Here is a 21,989-nt window from a genome sequence, read left to right on the forward strand (position 1 = left end):
TCAGGAGGCGCGTTCAAGGCGGGCGGCGCGATGGGCGGCCTGCACGTCGGGATCGGGGTCGAGGCCAGCGGCGAGAAGGGCGCGTGTATAGTCCTGCCGCGGCGTGTCGAAGACCTCGCGCACAGTGCCGGCTTCGACAACGTTGCCCTTCTGCATGACCATGACATGGTCGGCGAAATCGCGCACGACCGGCAGGTCGTGGGCGATGAAGATGAAGGCGATGCCCATCTCCTTGCGCAGTTTGTCGAGCAGCGCGATGACCTGCGCCTGCACCGAGACGTCGAGCGCCGACACGGCCTCGTCGCAGATGATGAGCTGCGGTTCGAGCGCGAGTGCCCGGGCAATGGCGATGCGCTGGCGCTGACCACCGGAGAACTGGTGCGGATACCGCCCCATATGTTCGGGGCCGAGGCCAACCTGCACCAGCAGTTCGGACACGCGCGCGCGCCATTTCGCCTTGGGCAGAATCTCCGGATGGATGATCCAGGCCTCGGAAATCAGCTGATACACGGTCATGCGCGGATTGAGCGATTGAGTCGGATCCTGGAAAACCATCTGCAAATCGCGGCGCAGCTTGTAGAGTTCGGAGGGCGACATCGTGAAGAGGTCATGGCCCTTCCAGAGCGCGCTGCCGCTGTCTGGCTCATCGAGGCGCAGCAGGATGCGGGCGAGCGTGGATTTGCCGGAGCCGCTCTCGCCGACGATAGCCATCGTTTCCCCGGCCATCAAATCGAAGGAAACGCCCTTGAGGGCCTCGAAGGAGCCGTAGCGCTTGCGCACGTCGCGGACGGAGAGAACGGGTTCGACACGTGCTGCCGGTTCGTGCATAACGCCCTTGCCGGGCGCGGCGGCGATTAGCTTCTTCGTATAGGGATGCTGCGGGTTCTTGTAGACCTCGCGGACCGTACCGGCTTCGACCAGTACGCCCTTCTCCATGACTACGACACGGTCGGCGATCTCGGAAACGACGCCGAGATCGTGGGTGATGATCAACACGGCCATGCCGGTCTCTTCCTGCAACTCCTCGAGCAGGGCGAGAACTTCCGCCTGCACGGTCACATCGAGTGCCGTTGTCGGCTCGTCTGCAATCAGGAGGTCGGGCCGAAGCGCCAGGGCCATGGCGATCATGACGCGCTGGCGCTGGCCGCCGGAGAATTCATGCGGATACTTGTCGAGCGAGTGCTCGGGGTCCGGAATGCCGACACGCGTCATGAGTCGCAGGGCTTCGGCCCGAGCCTTGGCGGAGCTGGTTCCATGCGTAGTCAGCGCTTCGCGGATCTGCCAGCCGACGGTGTAGACCGGGTTGAGATGGCTCAGCGGATCCTGGAAGATCATGGCGATGCGGCGCCCGTTTACCTCGCGCCGCTGATGCGCCGGCATTTTCAGAAGGTCGACGCCGTCGAGCAGGATCTCCCCGGAGCTGATACGGCCGGGCGGCATGTCGATGAGGTTCATGATCGCCGATGACGAGACCGACTTGCCGGAACCGCTCTCGCCGAGGATCGCCAGCGTCTCGCCGCGATCGAGGTGGTAGGACATGTCACGAACCGCCTTCACCACGCCCATCGCTGTGTGGAACTCGACCGAGAGATTGCGGACTTCGAGGAGATGGTCAGCCATTCTTGCGACCCTTCATTTCGAGGCGCCAGCGCTGCACCGGATCGAGCGCGATGCGCAGCCAGTTCGATAGGAGGTTTAGCGACATGGTGGTGAGGATGATCGCGAGGCCAGGCCAGAACGACAGCCACCAGGCATTGGTGAGATATTGCCGCCCCTGCGAGATCATCAGGCCCCAGGTGATTTCCGGCGGCTGGATGCCGATGCCGAGGAAGGACAGCGCGCTTTCGGCGAGCATGACATAGGCGAAATCGAGCGTGGCGAGCGTTGTCAGCGTCGGCAGCACGACCGGCAAAATGTGCCGGAAGAGGATGCGCTTCGAGGACGCCCCCATCACATAGGCGGCCTGCACGAACATGCGCTCGCGGATTTCCAGCACTTCCGCCCTCGTAGTCCGGAGATAGACCGGAATGCGGGTGATCGACAGCACTAGCATCAGGTTCAGAATCGACGAGCCGAGAATATAGAGCACGATTACCGCGATCAGCAGAGACGGGAAGGACATGATGACGTCGGCAAGCCGCATGATCACCTGATTGACCCGTTGCGAGGAGAAGCCCGCAATGAGCCCAAGCACTGTGCCGACGACAGCGGAGAGAACAACGGCCCCTGCCGCCACCATCATCGTGTTCTGCGTGGCGACGATAATGCGGGCAAGTAACGGTCGGCCGAGCGCATCCGCGCCCATCCACCAGACCCAGCCGCGTTCCCAATCGAAGGGCGCAGCATTGCGGCCGCGAAGGTTCTGCCTGGTCGCAAGATCGCCGAGCCAGCTCGGCCCGACGATAGCCAGGACAATGATGAATAGCAGGAAGATCGCCGCACACAGCGCAAATTTGTCGGCAAGCAGCATGTGGAACATGCGTTTTGCAAAATGCGATTCTTCGGTGATGGTCGTCTGTAAGGTCATGAAGGCGTTCCTCAGTGCCGGATTCGCGGATCGAGTAGCGCATAGGCAAGGTCGATCAACAGATTCATGAGGAAGATCGCCAGCGCGGTGATGAGGATGGCGGCCAGGACGACATTGAAATCGCGCTGCAAAATGGAATCGATCATCAGTTTGCCGACGCCCGGAAAGCCGAAGATGGTTTCGACGATAACGGCACCGTTCAGCAGGCTCGCCGCCTGATCGCCGATCACGGTGATGACGGGCAGCATGGCGTTTCGCAACGCATGAACGAAGATGATCGGCCCCGATTTAACGCCCTTGGCGCGTGCCGTCTTCACATAGGCGGACGACAGCGCGCCGATCATCGAGCCGCGCACGACCTGCACGATGATGCCGAAGGGCCGGATGAACAGCACCGAGATCGGCATGATCCAGTGCAGGAGGGAGCCCGTGCCGGAGGTCGGCAGCCAGGCGAGGTTGATGGAAAAGACGACGATCGCGACCACGGCCAGCCAGAAATCTGGGACTGATGCGCCGATGAGTGAGATGACGGAGGACATCCGGTCGAAAAAGCCGCCGGCACGGAAGGCGGCGAGCGAGCCGACTACGATGGCCGCCCCGGTGACCAGCGACATGGTAATGACCGCAAGCCAGAGCGTCCAGACAAAGGCCTCCAGCACGACATCTAGCGCCGGACGGGCCTTTCGCAGGGATTCGCCGAAATCGCCGGTCACGACGTCGCCGACATAACGCATGAACTGCGTTAGCAGGGGATCGTTCAACCCATGCAGTTCGCGGAACTGCTGCTTCATCTCCGCGGACGCTTCGACCGGAAGGAACAACGCGGCCGGGTCCCCCGTCAAGCGCGAGAGAAAGAAGACCATGACGATCAGTCCGACAAGTGAGATCAGACTGGCCACGGCGCGTTTTCGAATGAAACTCAACATGGCGCCCTCAGAGGAACTGGGCGGCGGATCATCCCGCCGCCTTGATTGCTGTCGTGGCTGGCAAACATGGCGTTCGCCAGGACAAGTTTACTTGATCTTGATCTCCGAAAGCTGAAGCGTCGAATTGGTCGCCATGGTCGGCTTGAAATCCAGACGTTCGGAGACGCGCGAGAAGCCGACCATGTGGAAGAGCAGGACGTCGGCGACGACGTCGTCGTGTACATAAGCGATCACCTCCGACCAGAGCTTCGCCCGCTCTTCGCCGACGGCGGCCGAAGCGCGCTTGATCAGGTCGTCGACCTTGGGATCGGAGAAGCCGGACTGCGTGCCTTCGGTCGCATACTTGAAGAACATCGAGAACGAAGGGTCGCCCTTCGAGTTGTCGTGCATGGCGGCGACGAGCTGCGGACCACGGCCTTCCTTAAACGGCTTGGAATAGTATTGCTCGTGCTCGGCGACCTCGACGAACTTCAGCTCGACCTTGAAGCCGACGTCCTGCAGCTGTGCTTGGATGGCTTCCATGATCTCGGTGACGTTCGGGAAGTTGGCCGAGCGGGCGATGATGGTGATCGGCGTGTCGACCTTGACGCCGGCGGCCTTGGATTCCTCGAGCAGCTTCTTTGCACCTTCAGGATCAAAGGGGAAATTCTTCACATCGGGGTTCCAGCCGAGCGTCGGCGGCGGCACGATTGCGGTCGCCAGCAGCGCGCCTTCTGGAACGAGCGTGCCGATAAAGGCCTGGCGATCGACCGCCATGTTGAGGGCCCGGCGAACCCGGACGTCATTCAGCGGCTCGATATTGTGGTCGATGCGCAGATAGACGGTTTCGCTGTCGAGATAGGAGAAATCGGTCGCCGCATTGGTTGCATCGAGCTGTGAGATCGACGGCGATAGGTCCGCCTCGCCGGTCTGCACCATGGCGGCACGAACGGACGGATCAGCACGGAAAAGGTAGGTCGCTTCGGTCACCTCAGGCTTCGTGCCCCAGTAGTCATCGCGCCCCGTCAGGACGATCTGCTGGCCCGGTGTCCAGTTGGTCAGCTTGTAGGGTCCGGTGCCGACCGGCTCGCGCACGAATTCCAGCTGCGTTTCCTCCGGCACGATGGTGACGAGCGACATCAGGAGCGGCAGGATCGGCTGAACCGGATCGGCCTTGAAATCGATCGTGTGGTCGTCGACCACGGTCGGCGTGACCGTCATGCCGCCGAAGTAGCGGCGCGATTCACAGGCGTTCTTGTCGCTCATGATACGGTCGAAGCTGTGCTTGACATCCTTGGCGTCGAAGGCCGTGCCGTCGGAGAACTTGACGCCCTGGCGCAGATGGAAGCGCCAGCTGCCGTCGGCGCTCTGCTCCCATTTTTCGGCCAGGCGGGGCATCACGCCCTTGTCGCCGCGCAAATCCAGCTCGGTCAGCGTTTCGCTGACGTTCTGCATGATGACGCGGCCGATGTTGGAGCGAGTCGCCATGCAAGGTTCGAGCAGGTCCGCCTCTTCCGGCAGCACGATCTTGATCGGGCCGGACCCGGCAAAAGCCGGCGATAGAGCGGCGCCCAGCATGAGGGTACCCCAGATAAGCATTTTTTTCACGACGTTTCCTCCCTTGTGAAATCTTGTTCAGCCAAAGTAGCTTTTCCCGATCGTGCAGCAATCAACGCCGCGCAATAAATGAGCCCGCCACCGCAGAGCGTGGTGGGTGCCGATGTCCACGAGCAGTGCAAACCCGCCAACGGCGACGAGCGGCAGGCGCAGAAAATCGACAGGCGCGGCGACCGTTGCGGGAGCCAGCGCAAAGGCATAGGTCATGATGCCCAGGCAGACTCCGTTGACTCCCTGAAGCGCCAGGAGACCCCTCTCCCTCGCCCCGGGCGTCGTCGGCCAGCGCCAACCGCCAAGGTGACAGCCATCGTAGCCTCCCAGGAGCCGACACCTGCGGCATGAAAGTCCTCCTCTCCGGCATTTTCTCGCCGGCTGCAGAGACCATCTCTTTTCCGAGCAAGTTTGTCAAATTGTTTTGCGATGTAAATTTACATGTTTCAATGAATTAAAAATAACGTTGATTTATCACTAACTTAATGACGACCTCATCGGAGGAGCCAGCTGGACGTTACATTATTAAACTTGACAACTTAGAAAAATGAACGATTTTCGACGTCAGTAGGAGGATCAGATGAACCCCGAGAAAATAGCCCGCGGCATGAACGGCCTGCTTAAGCCCGCGTCGCACGGGCGCGTGGAAGCACTATTGCCTTCGCCTATGATCCAGAATCATGCAGCGTTTTTGCACCTGCTTTCCGATGACACTCTCGCCTGCGCATGGTTCGGCGGCACACTTGAGGGAAAGTCGGATATCTCGATCTTTGCCTCCGTGCTGACGACGGACGCCATCGCCTGGGGGCCGCCCCAGCGCTTAAGCTTCGACCTGTCACACTCGGAGCAGAATCCGGTATTGTTCACGGCCCCCGATGGCAAGCTCTGGCTTTTCCATACTTCTCAGCCGTCCGGCAACCAGGACGAGTGCCGGATCCGCATGGCCGAAGTCCTGCGCGATGCATCCGATCCGCTGACGCTGACGACCTCTGATGGCCGATATCTGGACCTGCCGCGCGGCTGCTTCGTCCGCGCGCCGTTGGTCGTGCGTGACGATGGAGCCTGGCTCTTGCCGATCTTCCGCTGCGTCCAGCGTCCCGGCCAGAAATGGAACGGCAGCCACGATACGGCCGCCGTCGGTGTTTCGCTGGACCAAGGCAGGACATGGCAGCTGGAAGACCTCGACCAGTCCACAGGTTGCGTTCACATGTCACCCGTTCCGCTGGGCGAACGGCGCGTCGCCGCTTTTTTCCGACGCCGGCAGGCGGACTTCGTCTACAGGACCGATAGTACCGATGGTGGACGCAGCTGGTCGGCTCCCCGGGCCACCGACGTGCCCAACAACAATTCTTCGATCGCTGCGATACGCCTTGCCGACGGACGGGTTGCCCTGTTCTGCAATCCAGTAAACGCCGCCCAGTCGGTCGACCGACGCGCCTCGCTCTACGACGAGCTTGGCGAGGACGATAGCCGCCCTGACGCGGACCCCACCGGCGGCTGCGCCCCGATCTGGGGCGTACCGCGTGGGCCGGTCGCTCTCTGCCTGTCGGACGATGGCGGCAAGACCTTCCCCAGCCGCCTGGTGATCGAAAATGGTCCGGGGACGTGCCTCTCCAACGACTCGACTGATGGCCGCAACAAGGAAATGTCCTATCCCTGGCTTCTCGAAGGGCCGGACGGTACGCTGCATCTCGTCTACACCTATCATCGGCGCGCAATCAAATATGTCCGCTTGGCCCCCGGCTGGGACAGTGCCGCCGCACGGAGTTCTTCATGAGCAATATCATTGGCATAACCATGGGCGACCCCTGCGGCGTCGGCCCAGAAATCTCAGTCCGCGCGCTTGCTGGCATGTCTCCCGAAGAGCGTGACACGACCCGCATCTACGGCAACCTCTTGACGATCGAGGCGGCCCGAGCGGCTCTCGGCCTCGATGTAGATCTTGCCCCGCATGTCGTGGACCTGCCCATTGACGGCGCGCCGCTGACATGGGGACAGTTGAGCCCCGTCGCCGGCGACGCCGCATTCCGCTTCATCGAGAATGCGGTTCGCGATGCGGAGGCCGGTGTCATCGGCTGCATCGTCACCGCACCGATCAACAAGGAAGCGCTGAATCTTGCAGGCCACCATTATGACGGCCACACCGGCATGCTGCGCAGCCTGACGGGCGCCACGGCGGCGTATATGCTGCTGGCGTCCGAGCGGCTGAAGGTCATTCACGTCTCGACCCATGTGTCGCTGCAGGAGGCGATCCGACGTGCGACGACCGAGCGGGTGCTTGCCACCATCCGCGCCGGCAATGCGCATCTGAAGCGCATCGGCTATGCCGCACCCAGAATCGCCGTCGCCGGCCTTAATCCCCATTGTGGCGAGAACGGCCTGTTTGGCACCGAAGACGACGACCAGATCGCGCCGGCGGTACAGGCTGCGCGGGCGGAAGGCATCGACGTTCATGGTCCGATCTCGGCTGACACGGTCTTCTATCGCGCCTATTCCGGCGTTTTCGATCTCGTCGTCGCGCAGTACCACGATCAGGGGCATATCCCGATCAAGCTTGTTGCCTTCGACACAGCCGTGAACGTCTCGGTGGACCTGCCGATCGATCGCACCTCCGTCGACCACGGCACGGCCTTCGATATCGCCGGGAAGGGTATCGCCAATCACGGCAACTTGAACTCCGCCATCGCCTACGCCCGCAGGCTTGTGGCGGACGCGGCAAAACGAGAATCACGCTGATGACCATTGCTCCCATAACCCTTCATCAACCTCGCCGCCTGACCGTCGGCGTCGGCGCAATTGCGGAAGTCGGCACCTGGGCCGCTGATGCCCGATCGGTGCTGGTCATCGCGACACCCATCACGGCAGGTTTCGTCGACCGCCTGAAGCTCTCCAGTCACGTCACCGTGTTCGACGCCATCCCCGGCGAGCCGGATACGGGGACGCTCGACGCCGCGCGTGACGTTGCGCGGCACAGCAAGCCGGACCTGATCGTCGGCCTTGGCGGGGGCTCTGTCCTCGATGTCGCCAAGCTTGTGGCGGTGCTGTGGGATGGCGAGCAGACGCTTGCTGATGTCGCCGGGCCGAACCGCGTCGCCGGTCGCCGCACGCGCCTCGCCCAAGTGGCCACCACGGCTGGAACAGGCTCGGAAGCCGGCATTCGCTCACTCATCACCGATCCCGGCAAGGGCAACAAGATCGCGGTGGAGAGCCCGCACATGATCGCCGATTTCGCCGTGCTCGATCCGGAACTGACCTATTCCGTGCCGCCTGCCGTGACGGCGGCCACCGGCGTGGATGCCATGGCGCACTGTGTCGAAGCCTTCACCAATCGCCGCGCGCATCCAATGATCGACGACTTCGCCCGCATGGGCTTCCGCCTCATTGGCAAATATCTGGCACGCGCGGTCAAAGACGGTGCCGATACCCAGGCGCGCCAAGGTCTGATGCTTGCCTCCTACTACGGCGGCATATGCCTCGGGCCGGTGAACACCGCGGCCGGCCACGCGATCGCCTATCCGCTTGGTACGCGACTTCGCCTGCCGCATGGCCTGGCGAATGCTATCATCTTCCCGCATGTCCTGGCCTTCAACCAGTCGGTCGCAGCGGGCAAGACGGCCGAAGTCGCAGAAGCGCTCGGGCTCGACGCAGGCCTCTCCAAGGCGCACTTACTCAGCGCCGCCTCCGATTTCTGCAACGGTCTCGGTATCGAGATGTCGCTTGCGGCTCATGGCGCGAAGGCGGACGACCTGCCGCTTTACGCCAGCGAAGCGCATGCGATCCGTCGTCTGATGGACAACAATCCGATCGATATGAGTGTCGAGGATGTTCTCGGCGTCTACAGGGCAGCCTTCTAAAACGCGTCGCCGAACATTGTGCGGCGGGCTGCGCGACATACCTAAAATCGAGACTTGAAGGCGGCGATTCCCTGTCGACCCCCCTGCCTGAAGCCAGGGTTTTCCAAGGGGAAACTACTTTGTCGCCAGAAAGAGACGTTCGCGGGACCCGGTGAGATGCGCATGCATGAATTGTTTTGCCTTTGCGGCGTCACGCGCGGCGATGGCTTCAGCGATCGCCTCGTGTTCGGCAAAAACCCGCATCAGGCCGGCTGCTTCGCGTTTAACCGAGGCGCCGTGGAACTTCATGCCGACGGCGATGTGATCCTTGAGCGCTTCCATGGCGGTGTAGAAGTAACTGTTCCCGCCGGCGCGCGCGATCGCGAGATGAAACTGGAAGTCCGCATCTTCTCGGTGGGATTGCCGGTTAGTGGCGTCCCGCATGAGTTCAAGTGCCTGACAAATGGCAGCGAGGCTTGTAGCGTCGTGACGATCCGCTGCCGCTGCCGCTGCCGCTGGCTCCACGGCCAAGCGGAACTCGTAGCAGTTCAGAAGATCGGCGACATTTTCCAACTGTCCGAAACCGAGCGGCTCGCGCATGCCGACGGCGCGAACGAAGCTGCCGGCACCACGGCGCGAATAGATGAACCCCTGCTCGCGAAGACGTCCAAGGGCTTCCCGAATGATCGGGCGGGAGACCTCGAACTCGATTGCAAGATCGTGTTCTGTCGGCAGACGTTCGTCGGGCTTATACGCACCGGACTTGATTGCCCGGTGCATGCGCTCGAATACTAGATCGCCAAGACTCCTGCGTGCTGTTCCGCTCTCCAATCCCATCTGTCATCCCATATTGCGAAGCATTATGCCCGCGATCTCTTTCAACGTATCCGGATGCCCAAATCCTCCGGATTTTGCAATGATGCAATGTCCATGGGCGTGAGCCAAGCCCAGGCCGGGCATGCATTCCCCAAGCAGACGGAAACGCGTTATGCCCATTCTTTCGAGTACGGCCTCCGCCGTCGCGCCGCCGGCAAAGAGCAATGTCGAGGCTTTGTTCGTTAAATCTGGAAACACACTTTCGGCGAGGAAACGCGACACATCATGAGAGCCGACGACGCCCTCTCCTGGCACGGCCTGGACAAGGGTGATCACACTGCCATCGGACCGGTCTCCTCCCCCGGCAAGGTGGCCGTTGGGCGCGGGCAGGTAGCGAAGGGCGAAAGCCGCACGAAGCGCATCAATCTGGGCAAGGGTGATCGGATCGCGGGAGCCGATGACAAACAGCGCCTTGCCACTTGGTATCCCAGCAGTCCGCGCGGTTGCATTGCCGCTCAGGCGTTCGGCAAGCGCTTCGGCCAAGCCCCGCGCTCCGATCAGAAGATCGAAGCCAGAGCTCTCCGACTGATCGAGCCAGGCATGCATCTCGCTCTGGCTGGACATATCGGGGATCGTGGCACAAGCAGCGTGGTGTCCGAGCTTTTCGGCAATGGAAATTGGCGTGTCCACCCCGAAGCCTGTCACACAGCCGTCCTTCACGACGCGCCCGAATGCAGGGATCGCTGGCGCCGCCAGAGCTGCCCGAAAGGACATGGCATCGAGCTCGGCCGCGATATGCCCCTTGAGACGCGAGTCTACCTTCTTGAAGAGCCGCGTTCCCGCCGGCAGCGCGGCAAGTGCCATCTCCACTTGCCGCCGCGCGGCCGGAGCGCCGATCTCGCGTGAGCCTAGATTGATCGACAGGACACCCGGCGCCTCGCAAAGAGCCTTGCCAATGGCTCCGGTCGCCAGAGCCACTTCCACATGCATCCCCCGCGTCGCGAACGGCGCGGCACTATCCAACGCGCCCGTCAGATCGTCGGCAAGAATCGCCAGCATTGCACATCCCAAATTGTTGTAATCTTAATAACGCTATTCTCTGTTGAAATGTCAATGATATCTGATGCGGCATTACAAATATCCGAGTAGTCGCGAGCGGGAAATCATCCCTTTTTACATCTTCTTCCATGACTTGGTGTCCACCGCTTTTCAGATCGTGCAAAAACTCTGGGGAAGATTCCAACGGCAAGCGAACTGTAGTATTTTTCCGCATGGCGCATTTATCTGGCTCAGATCGCTCGCAACTACTGCTTCTTCCTTGATGATGTCGGGTGATTACTCCCCGGCCTGAAGGCCGGAGCTTCTGGTCTTGATCAGGCCGCTTGCGCGACCTGACTGCTACCGTCTTCTTCCTGCTTCCGACCTCCAGCGAGGTTCGATCCACAGGCCATCCCCGGGCCGGCGTTGTGGTCGGCGCAGGCGGCGTGGCCGCATCTGACGCATTCGAACCGGTCGCGGTCGATCCGGTTCTTCGGATCGACATGCCCGCACTCGGCGCATCGCTGCGACGTCCGTGCGGGGTTGACGTAGAAGACGGCGCCGCCGCGGCGGCGCATCTTGTATTCGAACTGCAGACGCGTCGCTCCGGGCGACACGTCGAGGATCGCCCGGTTCAGTCCGGACTTCTGCGCGACGTTGGTGCCCGGCTCCTCGACGGTCCCCTTGGCCGAGGCGGTCATGTTCTTCAGCTTCAGGTCCTCGAGATAGAGGACGTCGCAGCGACTGACGACGTCGGTCGTCATCTTATGCTTCGCGTCCCGTCTGCGCCGGACGATCCTGGCCCTGAACCGCCTGAGATCGCGCTGCGCCCGCAGACGGTTCTTCGAACCCCTGCTGCGGCGCGAGACGCGCCTGGCGAGGTTCGCCTCCCTGCGCTTCTCCTTCTCGGTCATTCTTGGCAGGTCGTAGACCGTGCCGTCGGAGAGCGCGAGCGCGTTGACCACGCCGAGGAAGGGCCGATGGAGAACCAGCTTCACCCAGCCCGCCTTCGGCAGCAGGATTCCCTTCTCACCGAAGGAGATCTGCTTCGGGTCTGGGAAGCGGAAGGATTCGTTCTGGAACTTCCGTCTCGCCTTCGGGTACGCCGCGTGGCCCTTGAAGAAGTTCTTGAACGCCTTGTCGAGGTCGACGGCCGCCTGCTGCAGGCAGTGGTTCGGAACGTCCTTGAGGAACGGCAGATGGGCCTTCAGGCCCGGCAGTTCCTTGATCTGGTCGAACGAGGACAGGCGGTGCCTGGACGGCATCGCATACGCCATGCTCCGCTGCTCGAGGCAGAGGTTGTAGACGAGGCGGCACAGCCGACGGTCTGGCGGAACAGCCGCGCCTGCCGCGCGTCCGGGTAGATCCTGTATCGGTAGCCCAGCCGTTCCTTCATCGGAACGACCATAGGAGGTTCTTCATATGTTCCGCAAGCGCCGGCGGATGCCGGACCTCAACCCACGCGAGGCAAGCCCGTAGAACACCGCGAAGAAGGCGACGACCAGCACGATCACCACGACGATCGGCAGGCGGTTGAGCCGGCGGATACCGGCTTCGGCTTCCTGGTTTGCAGCGCTGCCTAGCTACAGCTAGCCTAAACGTCCGCTCCTTCCGTGGAGCTTCGCGTCGCCAAGATCTTGTCGATGCGCATGCCGTCCATATCGATAACCTCGAACCGCCATCCGTCGAACTCGAAAACCTCACCGGTTTCCGGGATGTGCTGGAGCTGATGAAGGGCAAAGCCCGCGAGCGTATGGAAATCCGCGTCCGGTCTGTCACGCAGACCTAGTCTTTCGAAGGCGTCGAAGGCAGGCATCATTGCATCGACGAGTAGCGAGCCGTCCTCGCGAACGACGATGGCCGGTTCCTCGTCGGACCCCGGCAGTTCCCCGGCGATTGCCTCGAGCAAGTCCGTCTGCGTGACAATCCCCTCCAAGCTGCCATATTCGTCGATGACGATAGCGAGGTGGACCGGTGATGCCTTGAAGCTACTGAGCACGCGGACGACCGAGGTTCCTTCATGAAGCACCAGCGGCTGCTTGATGACATTCATCGGCCGGATCTTGCCGCCGTCCAGAACCTGATCGAGCAGATCCTTCTTGAGAACCATGCCGATCGGCTCGTCGATCGAGCCGCGGGCGACGAGAAGCTGTTCGTGCCGGCACTCCCTAATTGTCTTCAGGATTTCCGCCTCGCTATCGTCGGCATCGAACCACTCGACATCGAGACGCGGGGTCATGACGTCGGAGATCGGCCTCTCGCCGATATTGAGCACGCGCTCGACGAGCTGCTGCTGCACCTGGTTGAGAAGGCCCGCCTCCTGACTCTCGGCCACCAGCAGCTTCAGTTCTTGCGGAGAATGGAAGGAGGATTCCCCAGTTCCGGCATGAAGACCGAAAGTACGAAGCACCAAGTTGCCCATGCCATTGAGAGCGAATATCGCAGGCTTGAATATGACAAGAAAAAACCCAAGCGGCCGGACCACGGCCAATGACGTTCCCTCGCTACGCTGTAGAGCGAGGCTCTTCGGCGCCAGTTCGCCGAGGACGATGTGAAGCGCCGTTATGATCACGAACGCGATGACGACGGCGATGGCGTGGGAACCCCTCACCATCCATTCGCCGGGCATCCACGTCAACAGCGGCTCGATCAAATGAGCGAGCGCCGGTTCGCCGACCCAGCCTAGGGCAAGCGACGAGATCGTTATGCCGAGTTGCGTGGCCGCAAGGTTAGAATCGAGATTGTCCACGGCGCGCTGAAGCGCCGAAGCATTCATCCGGCCTGCGGCCGCGAGCTCGGTAACCCGGCTGCGTCTGACGGAAACCAATGCGAATTCGGCCGCCACGAAGAAACCGTTGGCACCCACGAGAAGAAACACGGCAAGAATCCCGACAAAATCAAGAATACTGCCATCCTGGCCCGTCATGAGTTGATCGTCCCTAATTGTTGAAGGAAACGGCATCGTAGCATGCGCAAGCGCAAACGGGCACGCGGCAACAGAGGCTGTATCGCCTTTTCCGAGAGGAAATGCACAATTCCAGCTGCGATCTTCGGAAAGCGGCAGCGGCGGGGACTCTCTTGCGCGACAGCTGATATCTAAAAGGAGAGGTCGAGAGCCCGGCCCTCGAAAAGACGGTCTCGCGATCCTTCGAGATGGGCTCGCATCAGGTCCCGGGCATCATCCGCCCGGCCCTCGGCAATCGCCTTGTAGATTTCTTCGCGTTCCTGAAACACTTTCTGGAGGCCTTGCCGGGGGCCGAGAAGCGAGAGCCCGTGCAAATGCATACCGACCGCGATATGCGGTTTGAGGGCATCCATCGACGCCGTGTAATAGTGATTGTTCGCAGCCTCGGTAACGGCCCGATGAACAGGGAATCGGCGTCCGTTCGATGCAGCAGGTGGTTTGTCGCCTCGCGAAGATCCGCAAGCGCCGTTGCGATCTTCTCAAGCGCCGAACCGTCGCGGCGCTTGGCGGCAAAGTAGGCCGCGGCGGGCTCAATCGTCAGGCGGAACTCGTAGCAGCGCTGAATGTCAGCGATCGTCTTGACAGGCGAGTAGACCAGTTGCGTCGCCGGTGAACCGTGAGCGCTGACGAAGGTTCCTGCGCCCTGCCGGGCATAGACCATGCCCTGGTGCAATACCGAAGCGCTGGAGCGTGCCGGCCGGACGAGCGGCATCGATCTGCGCTTCGGCCCTTTGGCATCCGAAGACGGCGCCGTCAGTGCCGTCGATGAAGTGACGCTCGACGGCGGCCGGGCACCACTTCGACGGCCACACCGGCCTGCTTGCGCATCTTCGCCCTTCCCGAGATTGGCAAGGTCAGCCCGGTCACCGGCGACGCTTCCGTTCGCTACATCAGCCGCGCCGTCGATCTTGCGATGTCGGGCGATGCGGACGTCATCGTCACCGCGCCGATCAACAAGGAAGCCATGAACCTTTAACGGGTTCGAAAAGCTCTTTCATGCTGCTCGCCTCGGAACGCCTCAACACGATCCATGTTTCGACGCATGTCTCGCTGCGGGGCGCGCCATAGAGAGCGCGACGGACCGTGTGCTTGCGACGATCGAGGCCGGCTATAACCACTTTGTCCGCCTTGGCAAGAGACCGCGGATCGCCGTAGCCGGCATCAACCCGCATTGCGGCGAAAACGGCCTGTTCGGTACGGAAGATGCGGAGTTCCTCGCGCCGGCCGTCGAGCTCGCTCAGGTCAAGGGCATTGACGTGGTTGGCCCTATTTCGGCCGACACCGTCTTTGCCCGCGCCTATAACGGCGCCTTCGATCTGGTGATTGCCCAGTATCACGACCAGGGCCACATACCGATCAAGCTCGTTGCCTTCGAAACCGCCGTCAATGTCTCGCTCGGCCTTCCGATCGACCGCGTCTCCGTCGACCACGGCACGGCCTTCGATGTTGCGGGGACCGGCAAGGCAAATCACGCCAACATGCTTTCGGCGATCGCCTATGCGCGACTTATGGCGCGGTCGCCTCGGCGGCTGGCATAGTTCCGATCCACCCATTGTCCGGGGAGATTTGAGAAAATAACCCGGGGATTCGAGAGAACTTGTTTGCACCGGGTGCCTTCAGCGGACGCGGCGTTGATTTCCGCTTTGCAAGTGGCGCGTCGCCGCTGTACCGTATCAAGCTGACAAGTGCGCAAAGTGCTCAGTGCATAGCCGGGCAAGGTCCGGTCGCACGTTTCAACCGATGAATAAGTAGCCGCGGATCATGGAACTTATCGTCGCCCTCGGCCTGATCGTCTTCAAGGTCGCGTTTCTAATCGCGATCTTGCTGCTGTTGCCCTTGCCGCTGACCTGGCTGGAACGCAAAATCGCCGGGCATATTCAGCAGCGGATGGGGCCGATGCGCGTGGGGTGGCACGGGTTGCTGCAGCCGGTGGCGGACGGAATCAAGCTCTTAACGAAAGAGGACCACATCCCGGCTGAGGCCGACCGCTTTCTGTTCAAGCTGGCCCCAATCCTGGCACTCGTACCACCCTTTGTGGTGTTCGTCGCGATCCCCTTCGGCGAAACCGTATCGGTCTTCGGTGCCGAGATCTCGCTCTACGTCTCCGACATGAATGTGGCGCTGCTTTTCGTGTTCGCGGTGATTGGGATCGAGGTCTATGGCGTCATCTTCGGCGGCTGGGCCGCTAACAGCAAATACGCTGTCTTGGGCAGCCTCAGGACCTGCGCGCAGATGATCAGCTACGAGATCCCGATGGGGTTCGCTGTCATCGGCGTCGTCATGCTGGCGCAATCCATGAGCCTGCTCGAGATCGTGCGGGCACAGGCCGATGTCTGGAACATCGTTTACCAACCGATCGGCTTCTTCGTGTTCTTCGTCGCCGGACTGGCCGAAGCCCAGCGCATTCCCTTCGACCTTTCGGAAGCCGAAGGTGATCTGGGGGCCGGATTCCATACCGAATACAGCGGTATCCGCTTTGCGTTTTTCATGATCAGCGAATATGCCATCGTGTTGCTGGTGTCTGTCCTGGTGGTGATCCTGTTCTTCGGCGGCTGGAACGGCGTACTGATCCCCTTGCCACCGCTCCTCTGGTTTGTGCTCAAGGTCTCGTTCTTCGTCTACTTGTTTATCTGGTTCCGCTTCACTTTCCCCCGCTACCGCTACGACCAACTGATGGCGATCGGATGGAAAGTCTTGCTTCCTTTGTCGATGGCGAACATAATCATAACCGGAATTGCTTTCTTTTAGGGGCCGCAACGGCTCCGGAGCGGGGCGATGATGTCGCGCGCGCAAGACAGAATTGGAACATGGATTGGCTGGGCGTTCTTCGCCGATCTGGCGAGAGCTTTGACCCTGACCTTCGGCTACATGTTCTCCAAATCCGTCACCATGCAATATCCGGACAAGGAAAAATGGCTGCCCTACTCGCGCCACCGCGGGCATCACTTCCTGAAGCGCGACGAAGAGGGCGAGATCAAATGCGTGGCTTGCGAACTCTGCGCTCGGATTTGTCCCTGCGACTGCATTGAAGTTGTCCCCTACGAGGATGAGAAGGGCAATCGTCGCCCGGCAAAATTCGAGATCGACACGGCCCGCTGCCTATTCTGCGGGCTGTGCGAGGACGCCTGCCCGGCGGACGCAATTGCGCTTGGCCAGCAGTACGAATTCTCGAGCTTTTCCTCGCGTGATTTGGTGATCGGGCGCGACGGTCTGCTCGCCAAGCCGGGCAAGGCGGCAACCGGCGGCGGCGTGATTGCCGCGCGCCTCAATACGAAGAAGGACGTGCTCGTCGAGACGAACGAGACGCAGGGCTACAACTGGTGGCGGAATATCCGGCGAACGTGAACGCGCGCCAGCTGTCAAACCGAAGCGCTCAGACAGGAGGCTCAGATGTTTGTCGGCGAAATCATGAAGAACAAGGGTGTCGGGGTCATCTCGGTCACTCCCGATCAGACGATGGTGGAAGTCCTGCGGCTGTTTCGGGACAACAATATCGGCTTCGTCGTGGTCAGCCAATCGAACGACGAATACCTGGGTACGCTGTCAGAGCGCGATTGCTGCAATGCGGTAGCCGAATATGGGGCCGAGGCGGCACGGATGCGAGCCGCGGACATCATGAACCGCAATGTGGCGATCTGTTCGACACGGGATTTGCTGCCCGTCGCGATGGGGATCATGACCCGGCGGCGCACGCGTCATGTGCTGGTCATGGATGGAGACGACGTTGTCGGCGTGGTCAGCATCGGCGATGTGGTTAAACACAGGCTCGACGAAGCGCAGCGCACCGAGCAGGATCTGCAGGATTACATCTGCGGGAACAGGTATCACTGACATGGCGATGTGACGACGCTGGGTCAGGGCAGCTTGCCGGAGCCTTGCGGTCCCCGATCTTCAGACGCCACGCCAGATCCGTCTTGTGCTATCGACCTCAAGGGTGGGATGCACCTTCTCGACCTCCACCGGGCATGGGTATTCGCCCCGCCGCATCAAGCTGTTGAGACGTAAGGCCCTGTAATTTTCCGGTACGAAGACAAGGCCCTTGGGAAACTGTCTGCTGACCTTGAGTTGCGCCGTCAGTTCGCCTCGGGCAGAACGCACAACCACTTGATCGCCATCCGAAAGGCAAAGCTGTGCGGCATCCTGCGCGCTCATCTCGACATAGGGGTCATTGGCAACCGTATTCAGGACCTCTGAGCGTTCGGAAAGATATCCGTTGTGGAACAGGCAGTTGCCGGTGATCAGCATGAGCCCATCTGATTCTGTCGGGGCAGGCGGCGGCGCGGAGAACTCGCCAGGCCGTGGCGTTGGCACCACCTTGGTAAATGCGCCATCGGCGCCAAGCCCCTCCTGCGTCAGCCCCGCGTAGGGCGGAAGCAGCCAGGTAATTTCTCCGAAAATTTCGCCTTCTGTCGATGATGGCAGCGCTTTGTTGCGGAGCGCAGCGACGAAGGCGAAGATCGCCAGATTGCCTCGCGCCTCGAAGACGGGTTCGCGGAATTTGCGGACTTTCTGGATCCGGCCCTCGTTGTTGGTGAACGTGCCGGATTCCTCGCCGTAGCCCGCCGCGGGCAGGACGACCTCGGCTAAGCCCGCCGTATCCGTGAGGAAGGTGTCCTGTACGATTAGGAGATCGGCCGCACGAAGCGCCCGCGTCACGAAATCCCTGTCGGGATAGGCGATCAGCGGGTCGGTCCCGGCGATGTAGAGCGCACCCATCCGCCCGCCGACGCACAGCTCCAGCATGGCGTCGAGATCCACGCCGGGTTCAGACGGGATTTCAGCGCCCCAGTTCCGTGCAAGAGCTGTGCGTGCCGCGTCATCGGCGACCGCCTGCAGTCCCGGCAGAACCCCCGGCAGAACCCCCATATCCCAGGCGCCCATCTGGTTGGCACGGTCGAAGAGAAACTGCATCGCTGGGCCCTTGCCGAGCAGGCGAAGAACCTGCAGCAGGTTGTTGATCTGCTGCAGCGTCGCGCGTGCTGCGGGTGATCTCAGGAGGTCGACGCAGACAAGCACGGTGACGCTTCGGCTTTCCATGAGCGCGTTGGCCAGACGGTCCGCACCATGACTGTCGGCGGCTCTCGGCCAGCAGGTTGCCGCTCGGATGTCCGCAAGAACCTCGACGGGCAGGGCCTGACCGGCCGCTGCCACGAGACCGGCCACCACCGAAGCAAGGCTCGCCGCTTCTCCGCCCGGCGGAACTCGAACCACCACCCGCGCATCAGCATCCAGACGGGATGGCCGCGTCGCGAGCATGAGCAATTCTGTCTGTTTTCGTCGCGCGCCGTCCCGCAGCAGGTATTCGGTGACCGGGTTCTCCTCGGTTACGTTGCCGCCGACGACGAGCACGCAGTCGTTGGCGATCACGTCGTCCAGCGGTGCGCGGCTGTAAAAGTCAGCGACCAGTGGACCGAGCGCATCGAAGGGCGTGAACCAGCGCGACGAGCAGTCGATGTTGTTGGTCCGGAACACTGTGCGCATCAGCTTCTGGAACTGATAGAGTACCTCGTTGGGCAGGCGCGGTGAGGCCAGCCCGCCAGCCGCCTTGTCCTCGACGGCCGACAGCCGCCGGCGCAGATAGTCCCCTGCTTCGTCCCAGGAAACCGGAACCAGGGCGCCATTGCGACGGATCATCGGCCGCTTGATCCGGTCGCTGCTAGAAACGAAATCGAGGCCGAAGCGTCCCCGCGCGCAGAGCGTTTCGCGGTTGAGCCCCTCGTCCCACTTCGAACGCACCCGCATGAACTCGCCCTTGCGCGTGCCCACGGTAAGCTGGCAACCCGTTCCGCAATGCGGGCAGACCGTGTCGGTCTCGACAAGGTCCCAGGGCCGCGCCTTGTAACGGTAGGGGAAGCTCATCAGCGCGCCGACCGGACAGACCTCGACGCAATTGCCGCACTGATCGCAACTCGCAAGACTACCCTCGAAGCCGGTGACGGCCGTATCCATGCCTTTTTCGACGGTGCCGAGCGCGACCGCGCCGACGACCTCCTCACACATCCGGACGCAGCGCTGGCACTGGATGCAGCGGTTGACGTTCATGATGATGACCGGGCTAAGGCGGATGTCCTGGGAATGGAACACACGCTTGGGATCGTGGAACTCGCTTTTGCGGGGGCCATATGCCATCACCATGTCCTGAAGCTCGCATTCGCCGCCCTTGTCGCAGATCGGGCAGTCGAGGGGGTGGTTGGCAAGCAGCATGTCGAGCATGGAAGATCGCGTTTCCTCGATCAGCGGCGTGTTCGTCCGCACGACCATGCCATCGGTGATCGCGGTGGCACAGGAAGGCTGCAACCGCCGCATGCCCTCGATCTCCACCAGGCACATGCGGCACGATGCCAGAGGCGGCAGCCGCTTCAGATAGCAGAAGGTCGGGATATCGATGCCCAAACGCTCTGCGGCTTGCAGCACCGTCGAGCCGACCTCAACTTCCAGCGTTTGTCCGTCGATCGTAAAGCTAACCATAGTTCCTCGCAGTCCTGTCGCAGCGCGCTCCTTCAGTGAAACGGGCACTTCCGCTCCTCGATATGGGTGACGAACTCGTCGCGAAAATGCTTAAGTGCAGCCCGCAATCCCATCGCCGCGCCGTCTCCCAAGGCACAAAACGTATTGCCGAAGATGCCTTTGCAGAGCATCTCCAGCTGTTCCAGATCGCCGGGCGCGCCCTCCCCGGCCTCGATCCGGCGCAGGACCTTTACGGCCCAGTTCAATCCTTCCCGGCATGGCGTGCACTTGCCGCAGGACTCATGGTGGAAAAACTCGATGATCCGTGTGGTGATCTTGACCATGCAGGTCGAGTCGTCGACCACGATCACCCCGGCTGAGCCGAGCATCGAACCGGCGGCAGCAAGCGAGTCGAAGTCCATCCCAACGTCCAGACCGTGCTCCGGGATGACCGGCGCCGAAACCCCGCCCGGGATCACCGCCTTGATCCTGCGTCCCGGCAGCGGGCCGCCGGCGTGGTCCTCGACCAGTTGACGCAGCGGTATGCCCATCGGCAACTCGTAGAGGCCGGGTTTGCGCACTTGCCCGCTGAGGCAGTAGAGCTTCGGGCCGGGGCTCTTGTCCGGGCCAATGCCCCGAAACCAGTGCGCGCCCCGCATCACGATATGCGGCACACAAGCGAGCGTCTCGACATTATTGATGACAGTCGGGCTGGCGTAGAGTCCGGCTGCTGCCGGAAACGGCGGTTTCAATCGCGGCTGCGCCCGCTTGCCCTCAAGCGACTCAAGCATCGCGGTCTCCTCGCCGCAGATATAGGCGCCGGCCCCGCAATGGATGTACACGGCGAAATTGAAATCGGAGCCCAGAACGCCCGTTCCCAGATAACCTTTTTCGTGAGCCTCGGCGATCGCCCGCTCCAGGCGACGGATCGCTGTCACATATTCTCCGCGGATGTAGACATAGGCGGTCTTGGCCCCGATCGCGTAGGCGCTGACCGCCAGCCCCTCGATGAGTTGGTGCGGGTCGCGCTCCATGATGATGCGGTCCTTGAAAGTACCCGGCTCGCCCTCGTCGGCATTGCAGCAAAGATATTTCGGCTTGTCGGCGAGCTTCGGCACGAAACCCCATTTCATGCCCGTGGGAAATCCGGCGCCGCCGCGGCCGCGCAGATTGGACTGCTTGACGAGATCGACGACCTCGTCAGGCGTGTGCTCGCGCAGCACCTTTGCCAGCGCCCGGTAGCCGCCGCCGGCCTCATAGGTCGACAGCCGATGGCCGTCCGGCACGTCGATGTTTCTGAGAAGGACCGGTTCGAACATGGCGCTACTCTCCCGGTGGTGCTGCGGCGAGATCGGCGCCACTTGCTCGCCCCGCCGCCGCCCGCAGCCTGTCCAACAGCGCGTCGATCCGCGCGATGTCGAGGTCGCCGTGATAATCGTCGCCCACCTGCATCACCGGGGCCATCTCGCAAGCGCCGAGGCATTCGACGGTGGAAAGCGTGAACAGCCGGTCCGGGGTGGTTTGGCCCTTGGTAATACCGAGGACCGCCTCCAGATGCCGCAGCAGGTCCTCGGATCGCCGCAGCATGCAGGAGACGTTATCGCAGAGCTGCAGGTGGAACATGCCCACCGGCTCGGTATGAAAGAGCGTGTAGAAGGTCGCCAGCTCGTAGACCCAGATCCGCTCGACACCGAGGATGTCGGCGACCTCCTCCAGCACCGGACCGGGCAGATGGCCATGCTGCCTCTGCGCGATCAGAAGCGCGGGCATGATCGCCGAGCGCTGGTCGGGATACCGCGCCGCTGCCTCTTCGATCTTTTCGCGCATGGTCATCACGTCCAAGTCCCCTG

The 21,989-nt window shown here is 61.8% G+C and carries 19 protein-coding genes and 2 pseudogenes; 7 read left to right on the forward strand and 14 right to left on the reverse strand.

Annotated elements, in window-relative coordinates:
• The 5 genes from N2599_RS27500 to N2599_RS27520 all read right to left on the reverse strand — a co-directional run bounded on the left by N2599_RS27500 (position 1) and on the right by N2599_RS27520 (position 5,256).
• On the reverse strand, positions 1-1,620 hold the full coding sequence (locus N2599_RS27500; protein WP_027509524.1) for a dipeptide ABC transporter ATP-binding protein: 1,620 nt from the start codon (positions 1,618-1,620) through the stop codon (positions 1-3).
• Complete coding sequence (locus N2599_RS27505; RefSeq protein ID WP_027509523.1) at positions 1,613-2,527, reverse strand: ABC transporter permease; 915 nt, start codon at positions 2,525-2,527, stop codon at positions 1,613-1,615. The genes N2599_RS27500 and N2599_RS27505 overlap by 8 nt, the downstream gene beginning before the upstream one ends.
• Positions 2,528-2,538: 11 nt before the next feature.
• Positions 2,539-3,453, reverse strand: coding sequence for an ABC transporter permease (locus N2599_RS27510; protein ID WP_027509522.1), 915 nt, complete (start codon positions 3,451-3,453; stop codon positions 2,539-2,541).
• 87 nt (positions 3,454-3,540) lie between these two features.
• On the reverse strand, positions 3,541-5,040 hold the full coding sequence (locus N2599_RS27515; RefSeq protein ID WP_027509521.1) for an ABC transporter substrate-binding protein: 1,500 nt from the start codon (positions 5,038-5,040) through the stop codon (positions 3,541-3,543).
• A gap of 27 nt (positions 5,041-5,067) precedes the next feature.
• A complete protein-coding gene (locus tag N2599_RS27520) occupies positions 5,068-5,256 on the reverse strand; it encodes a hypothetical protein (RefSeq protein ID WP_027509520.1) in 189 nt (62 codons plus the stop codon).
• Between the two features lie 364 nt (positions 5,257-5,620).
• Between N2599_RS27520 and N2599_RS27525 the strand changes: the two genes are divergently transcribed.
• Genes N2599_RS27525 through N2599_RS27535 form a run of 3 tightly spaced genes read left to right on the forward strand, consistent with a single transcriptional unit; the run spans position 5,621 to position 8,894 of the window.
• The gene (locus N2599_RS27525) at positions 5,621-6,817 is read left to right on the forward strand and encodes a sialidase family protein (RefSeq protein ID WP_027509519.1); all 1,197 of its coding nucleotides are present in this window, start codon (positions 5,621-5,623) and stop codon (positions 6,815-6,817) included.
• Positions 6,814-7,776, forward strand: coding sequence for a 4-hydroxythreonine-4-phosphate dehydrogenase PdxA (gene pdxA, locus N2599_RS27530; RefSeq protein WP_027509518.1), 963 nt, complete (start codon positions 6,814-6,816; stop codon positions 7,774-7,776). Before N2599_RS27525 ends, pdxA begins: the two co-directional genes overlap by 4 nt.
• The gene (locus tag N2599_RS27535; RefSeq protein WP_027509517.1) at positions 7,776-8,894 is read left to right on the forward strand and encodes an iron-containing alcohol dehydrogenase; all 1,119 of its coding nucleotides are present in this window, start codon (positions 7,776-7,778) and stop codon (positions 8,892-8,894) included. The genes pdxA and N2599_RS27535 overlap by 1 nt, the downstream gene beginning before the upstream one ends.
• Before the next feature lie 114 nt (positions 8,895-9,008).
• Here N2599_RS27535 and N2599_RS27540 read toward each other — a convergent pair whose 3' ends face one another.
• The 6 genes and pseudogenes from N2599_RS27540 to N2599_RS27560 all read right to left on the reverse strand — a co-directional run.
• Positions 9,009-9,710, reverse strand: coding sequence for a FadR/GntR family transcriptional regulator (locus N2599_RS27540; protein WP_027509516.1), 702 nt, complete (start codon positions 9,708-9,710; stop codon positions 9,009-9,011).
• 3 nt (positions 9,711-9,713) lie between these two features.
• On the reverse strand, positions 9,714-10,748 hold the full coding sequence (locus N2599_RS27545; RefSeq protein ID WP_027509515.1) for a four-carbon acid sugar kinase family protein: 1,035 nt from the start codon (positions 10,746-10,748) through the stop codon (positions 9,714-9,716).
• 314 nt (positions 10,749-11,062) lie between these two features.
• A complete protein-coding gene (locus N2599_RS27550) occupies positions 11,063-11,992 on the reverse strand; it encodes an RNA-guided endonuclease InsQ/TnpB family protein (protein WP_260308488.1) in 930 nt (309 codons plus the stop codon).
• Positions 11,935-12,135 carry a helix-turn-helix domain-containing protein gene (locus tag N2599_RS37945; RefSeq protein WP_084606465.1) on the reverse strand — a complete coding sequence of 67 codons (201 nt, stop codon included), beginning with the start codon at positions 12,133-12,135 and terminating at the stop codon, positions 11,935-11,937. The genes N2599_RS27550 and N2599_RS37945 overlap by 58 nt, the downstream gene beginning before the upstream one ends.
• Positions 12,136-12,321: 186 nt before the next feature.
• Complete coding sequence (locus N2599_RS27555) at positions 12,322-13,653, reverse strand: hemolysin family protein (protein ID WP_027510223.1); 1,332 nt, start codon at positions 13,651-13,653, stop codon at positions 12,322-12,324.
• Between the two features lie 170 nt (positions 13,654-13,823).
• Positions 13,824-14,407 (reverse strand): annotated as a pseudogene (locus N2599_RS27560) (FadR/GntR family transcriptional regulator); the annotation flags it as partial.
• On the opposite strand from N2599_RS27560, the pseudogene N2599_RS27565 reads away from it, so the two are divergent.
• From N2599_RS27565 to N2599_RS27580, 4 genes and pseudogenes are all read left to right on the forward strand, one after another.
• Positions 14,364-15,230, forward strand: a pseudogene (locus tag N2599_RS27565) (PdxA family dehydrogenase); the annotation flags it as partial. The pseudogenes N2599_RS27560 and N2599_RS27565 sit on opposite strands and share 44 nt — an antisense overlap.
• 223 nt (positions 15,231-15,453) lie before the next feature.
• The gene (gene nuoH / locus N2599_RS27570; RefSeq protein WP_027510226.1) at positions 15,454-16,440 is read left to right on the forward strand and encodes an NADH-quinone oxidoreductase subunit NuoH; all 987 of its coding nucleotides are present in this window, start codon (positions 15,454-15,456) and stop codon (positions 16,438-16,440) included.
• A 30-nt stretch (positions 16,441-16,470) separates the two neighbouring features.
• Positions 16,471-17,037, forward strand: coding sequence for an NADH-quinone oxidoreductase subunit I (locus tag N2599_RS27575; protein ID WP_027510227.1), 567 nt, complete (start codon positions 16,471-16,473; stop codon positions 17,035-17,037).
• 45 nt (positions 17,038-17,082) lie between these two features.
• The gene (locus N2599_RS27580) at positions 17,083-17,523 is read left to right on the forward strand and encodes a CBS domain-containing protein (RefSeq protein WP_027510228.1); all 441 of its coding nucleotides are present in this window, start codon (positions 17,083-17,085) and stop codon (positions 17,521-17,523) included.
• Positions 17,524-17,583: 60 nt separating this feature from the next.
• Here N2599_RS27580 and nuoG read toward each other — a convergent pair whose 3' ends face one another.
• From nuoG to nuoE, 3 genes are read right to left on the reverse strand one after another with little or no spacing between them, the layout of a single operon-like run.
• Positions 17,584-20,160: an NADH-quinone oxidoreductase subunit NuoG gene (gene nuoG, locus N2599_RS27585; protein WP_027510229.1), complete on the reverse strand. Its 2,577-nt coding sequence runs from the start codon at positions 20,158-20,160 to the stop codon at positions 17,584-17,586.
• Between the two features lie 32 nt (positions 20,161-20,192).
• A complete protein-coding gene (nuoF, locus tag N2599_RS27590; protein WP_027510230.1) occupies positions 20,193-21,458 on the reverse strand; it encodes an NADH-quinone oxidoreductase subunit NuoF in 1,266 nt (421 codons plus the stop codon).
• A gap of 4 nt (positions 21,459-21,462) precedes the next feature.
• Positions 21,463-21,972, reverse strand: coding sequence for an NADH-quinone oxidoreductase subunit NuoE (gene nuoE / locus N2599_RS27595; protein ID WP_027510231.1), 510 nt, complete (start codon positions 21,970-21,972; stop codon positions 21,463-21,465).
• Positions 21,973-21,989: the final 17 nt, after the last annotated feature.

Source organism: Rhizobium sullae, assembly GCF_025200715.1.
GTDB lineage: Bacteria > Pseudomonadota > Alphaproteobacteria > Rhizobiales > Rhizobiaceae > Rhizobium > Rhizobium sullae.

Excerpts from the sequence above, each read along its gene's own strand:
- N2599_RS27510 (WP_027509522.1), bottom strand. The coding sequence starts at position 3,453 with ATGTTGAGTTTCATTCGAAAACGCGCCGTGGCCAGTCTGATCTCACTT.
- N2599_RS27500 (WP_027509524.1), bottom strand. The coding sequence starts at position 1,620 with ATGGCTGACCATCTCCTCGAAGTCCGCAATCTCTCGGTCGAGTTCCAC.
- N2599_RS27540 (WP_027509516.1), bottom strand. The coding sequence starts at position 9,710 with ATGGGATTGGAGAGCGGAACAGCACGCAGGAGTCTTGGCGATCTAGTA.
- N2599_RS27505 (WP_027509523.1), bottom strand. The coding sequence starts at position 2,527 with ATGACCTTACAGACGACCATCACCGAAGAATCGCATTTTGCAAAACGC.
- nuoH (WP_027510226.1), top strand. The coding sequence starts at position 15,454 with ATGGAACTTATCGTCGCCCTCGGCCTGATCGTCTTCAAGGTCGCGTTT.
- nuoE (WP_027510231.1), bottom strand. The coding sequence starts at position 21,972 with ATGACCATGCGCGAAAAGATCGAAGAGGCAGCGGCGCGGTATCCCGAC.
- N2599_RS37945 (WP_084606465.1), bottom strand. The coding sequence starts at position 12,135 with ATGGTCGTTCCGATGAAGGAACGGCTGGGCTACCGATACAGGATCTAC.
- N2599_RS27525 (WP_027509519.1), top strand. The coding sequence starts at position 5,621 with ATGAACCCCGAGAAAATAGCCCGCGGCATGAACGGCCTGCTTAAGCCC.
- nuoF (WP_027510230.1), bottom strand. The coding sequence starts at position 21,458 with ATGTTCGAACCGGTCCTTCTCAGAAACATCGACGTGCCGGACGGCCAT.
- N2599_RS27555 (WP_027510223.1), bottom strand. The coding sequence starts at position 13,653 with ATGACGGGCCAGGATGGCAGTATTCTTGATTTTGTCGGGATTCTTGCC.
- N2599_RS27545 (WP_027509515.1), bottom strand. The coding sequence starts at position 10,748 with ATGCTGGCGATTCTTGCCGACGATCTGACGGGCGCGTTGGATAGTGCC.
- nuoG (WP_027510229.1), bottom strand. The coding sequence starts at position 20,160 with ATGGTTAGCTTTACGATCGACGGACAAACGCTGGAAGTTGAGGTCGGC.
- N2599_RS27550 (WP_260308488.1), bottom strand. The coding sequence starts at position 11,992 with ATGCCGTCCAGGCACCGCCTGTCCTCGTTCGACCAGATCAAGGAACTG.
- N2599_RS27575 (WP_027510227.1), top strand. The coding sequence starts at position 16,471 with ATGTCGCGCGCGCAAGACAGAATTGGAACATGGATTGGCTGGGCGTTC.
- N2599_RS27535 (WP_027509517.1), top strand. The coding sequence starts at position 7,776 with ATGACCATTGCTCCCATAACCCTTCATCAACCTCGCCGCCTGACCGTC.
- N2599_RS27580 (WP_027510228.1), top strand. The coding sequence starts at position 17,083 with ATGTTTGTCGGCGAAATCATGAAGAACAAGGGTGTCGGGGTCATCTCG.
- pdxA (WP_027509518.1), top strand. The coding sequence starts at position 6,814 with ATGAGCAATATCATTGGCATAACCATGGGCGACCCCTGCGGCGTCGGC.
- N2599_RS27520 (WP_027509520.1), bottom strand. The coding sequence starts at position 5,256 with ATGACCTATGCCTTTGCGCTGGCTCCCGCAACGGTCGCCGCGCCTGTC.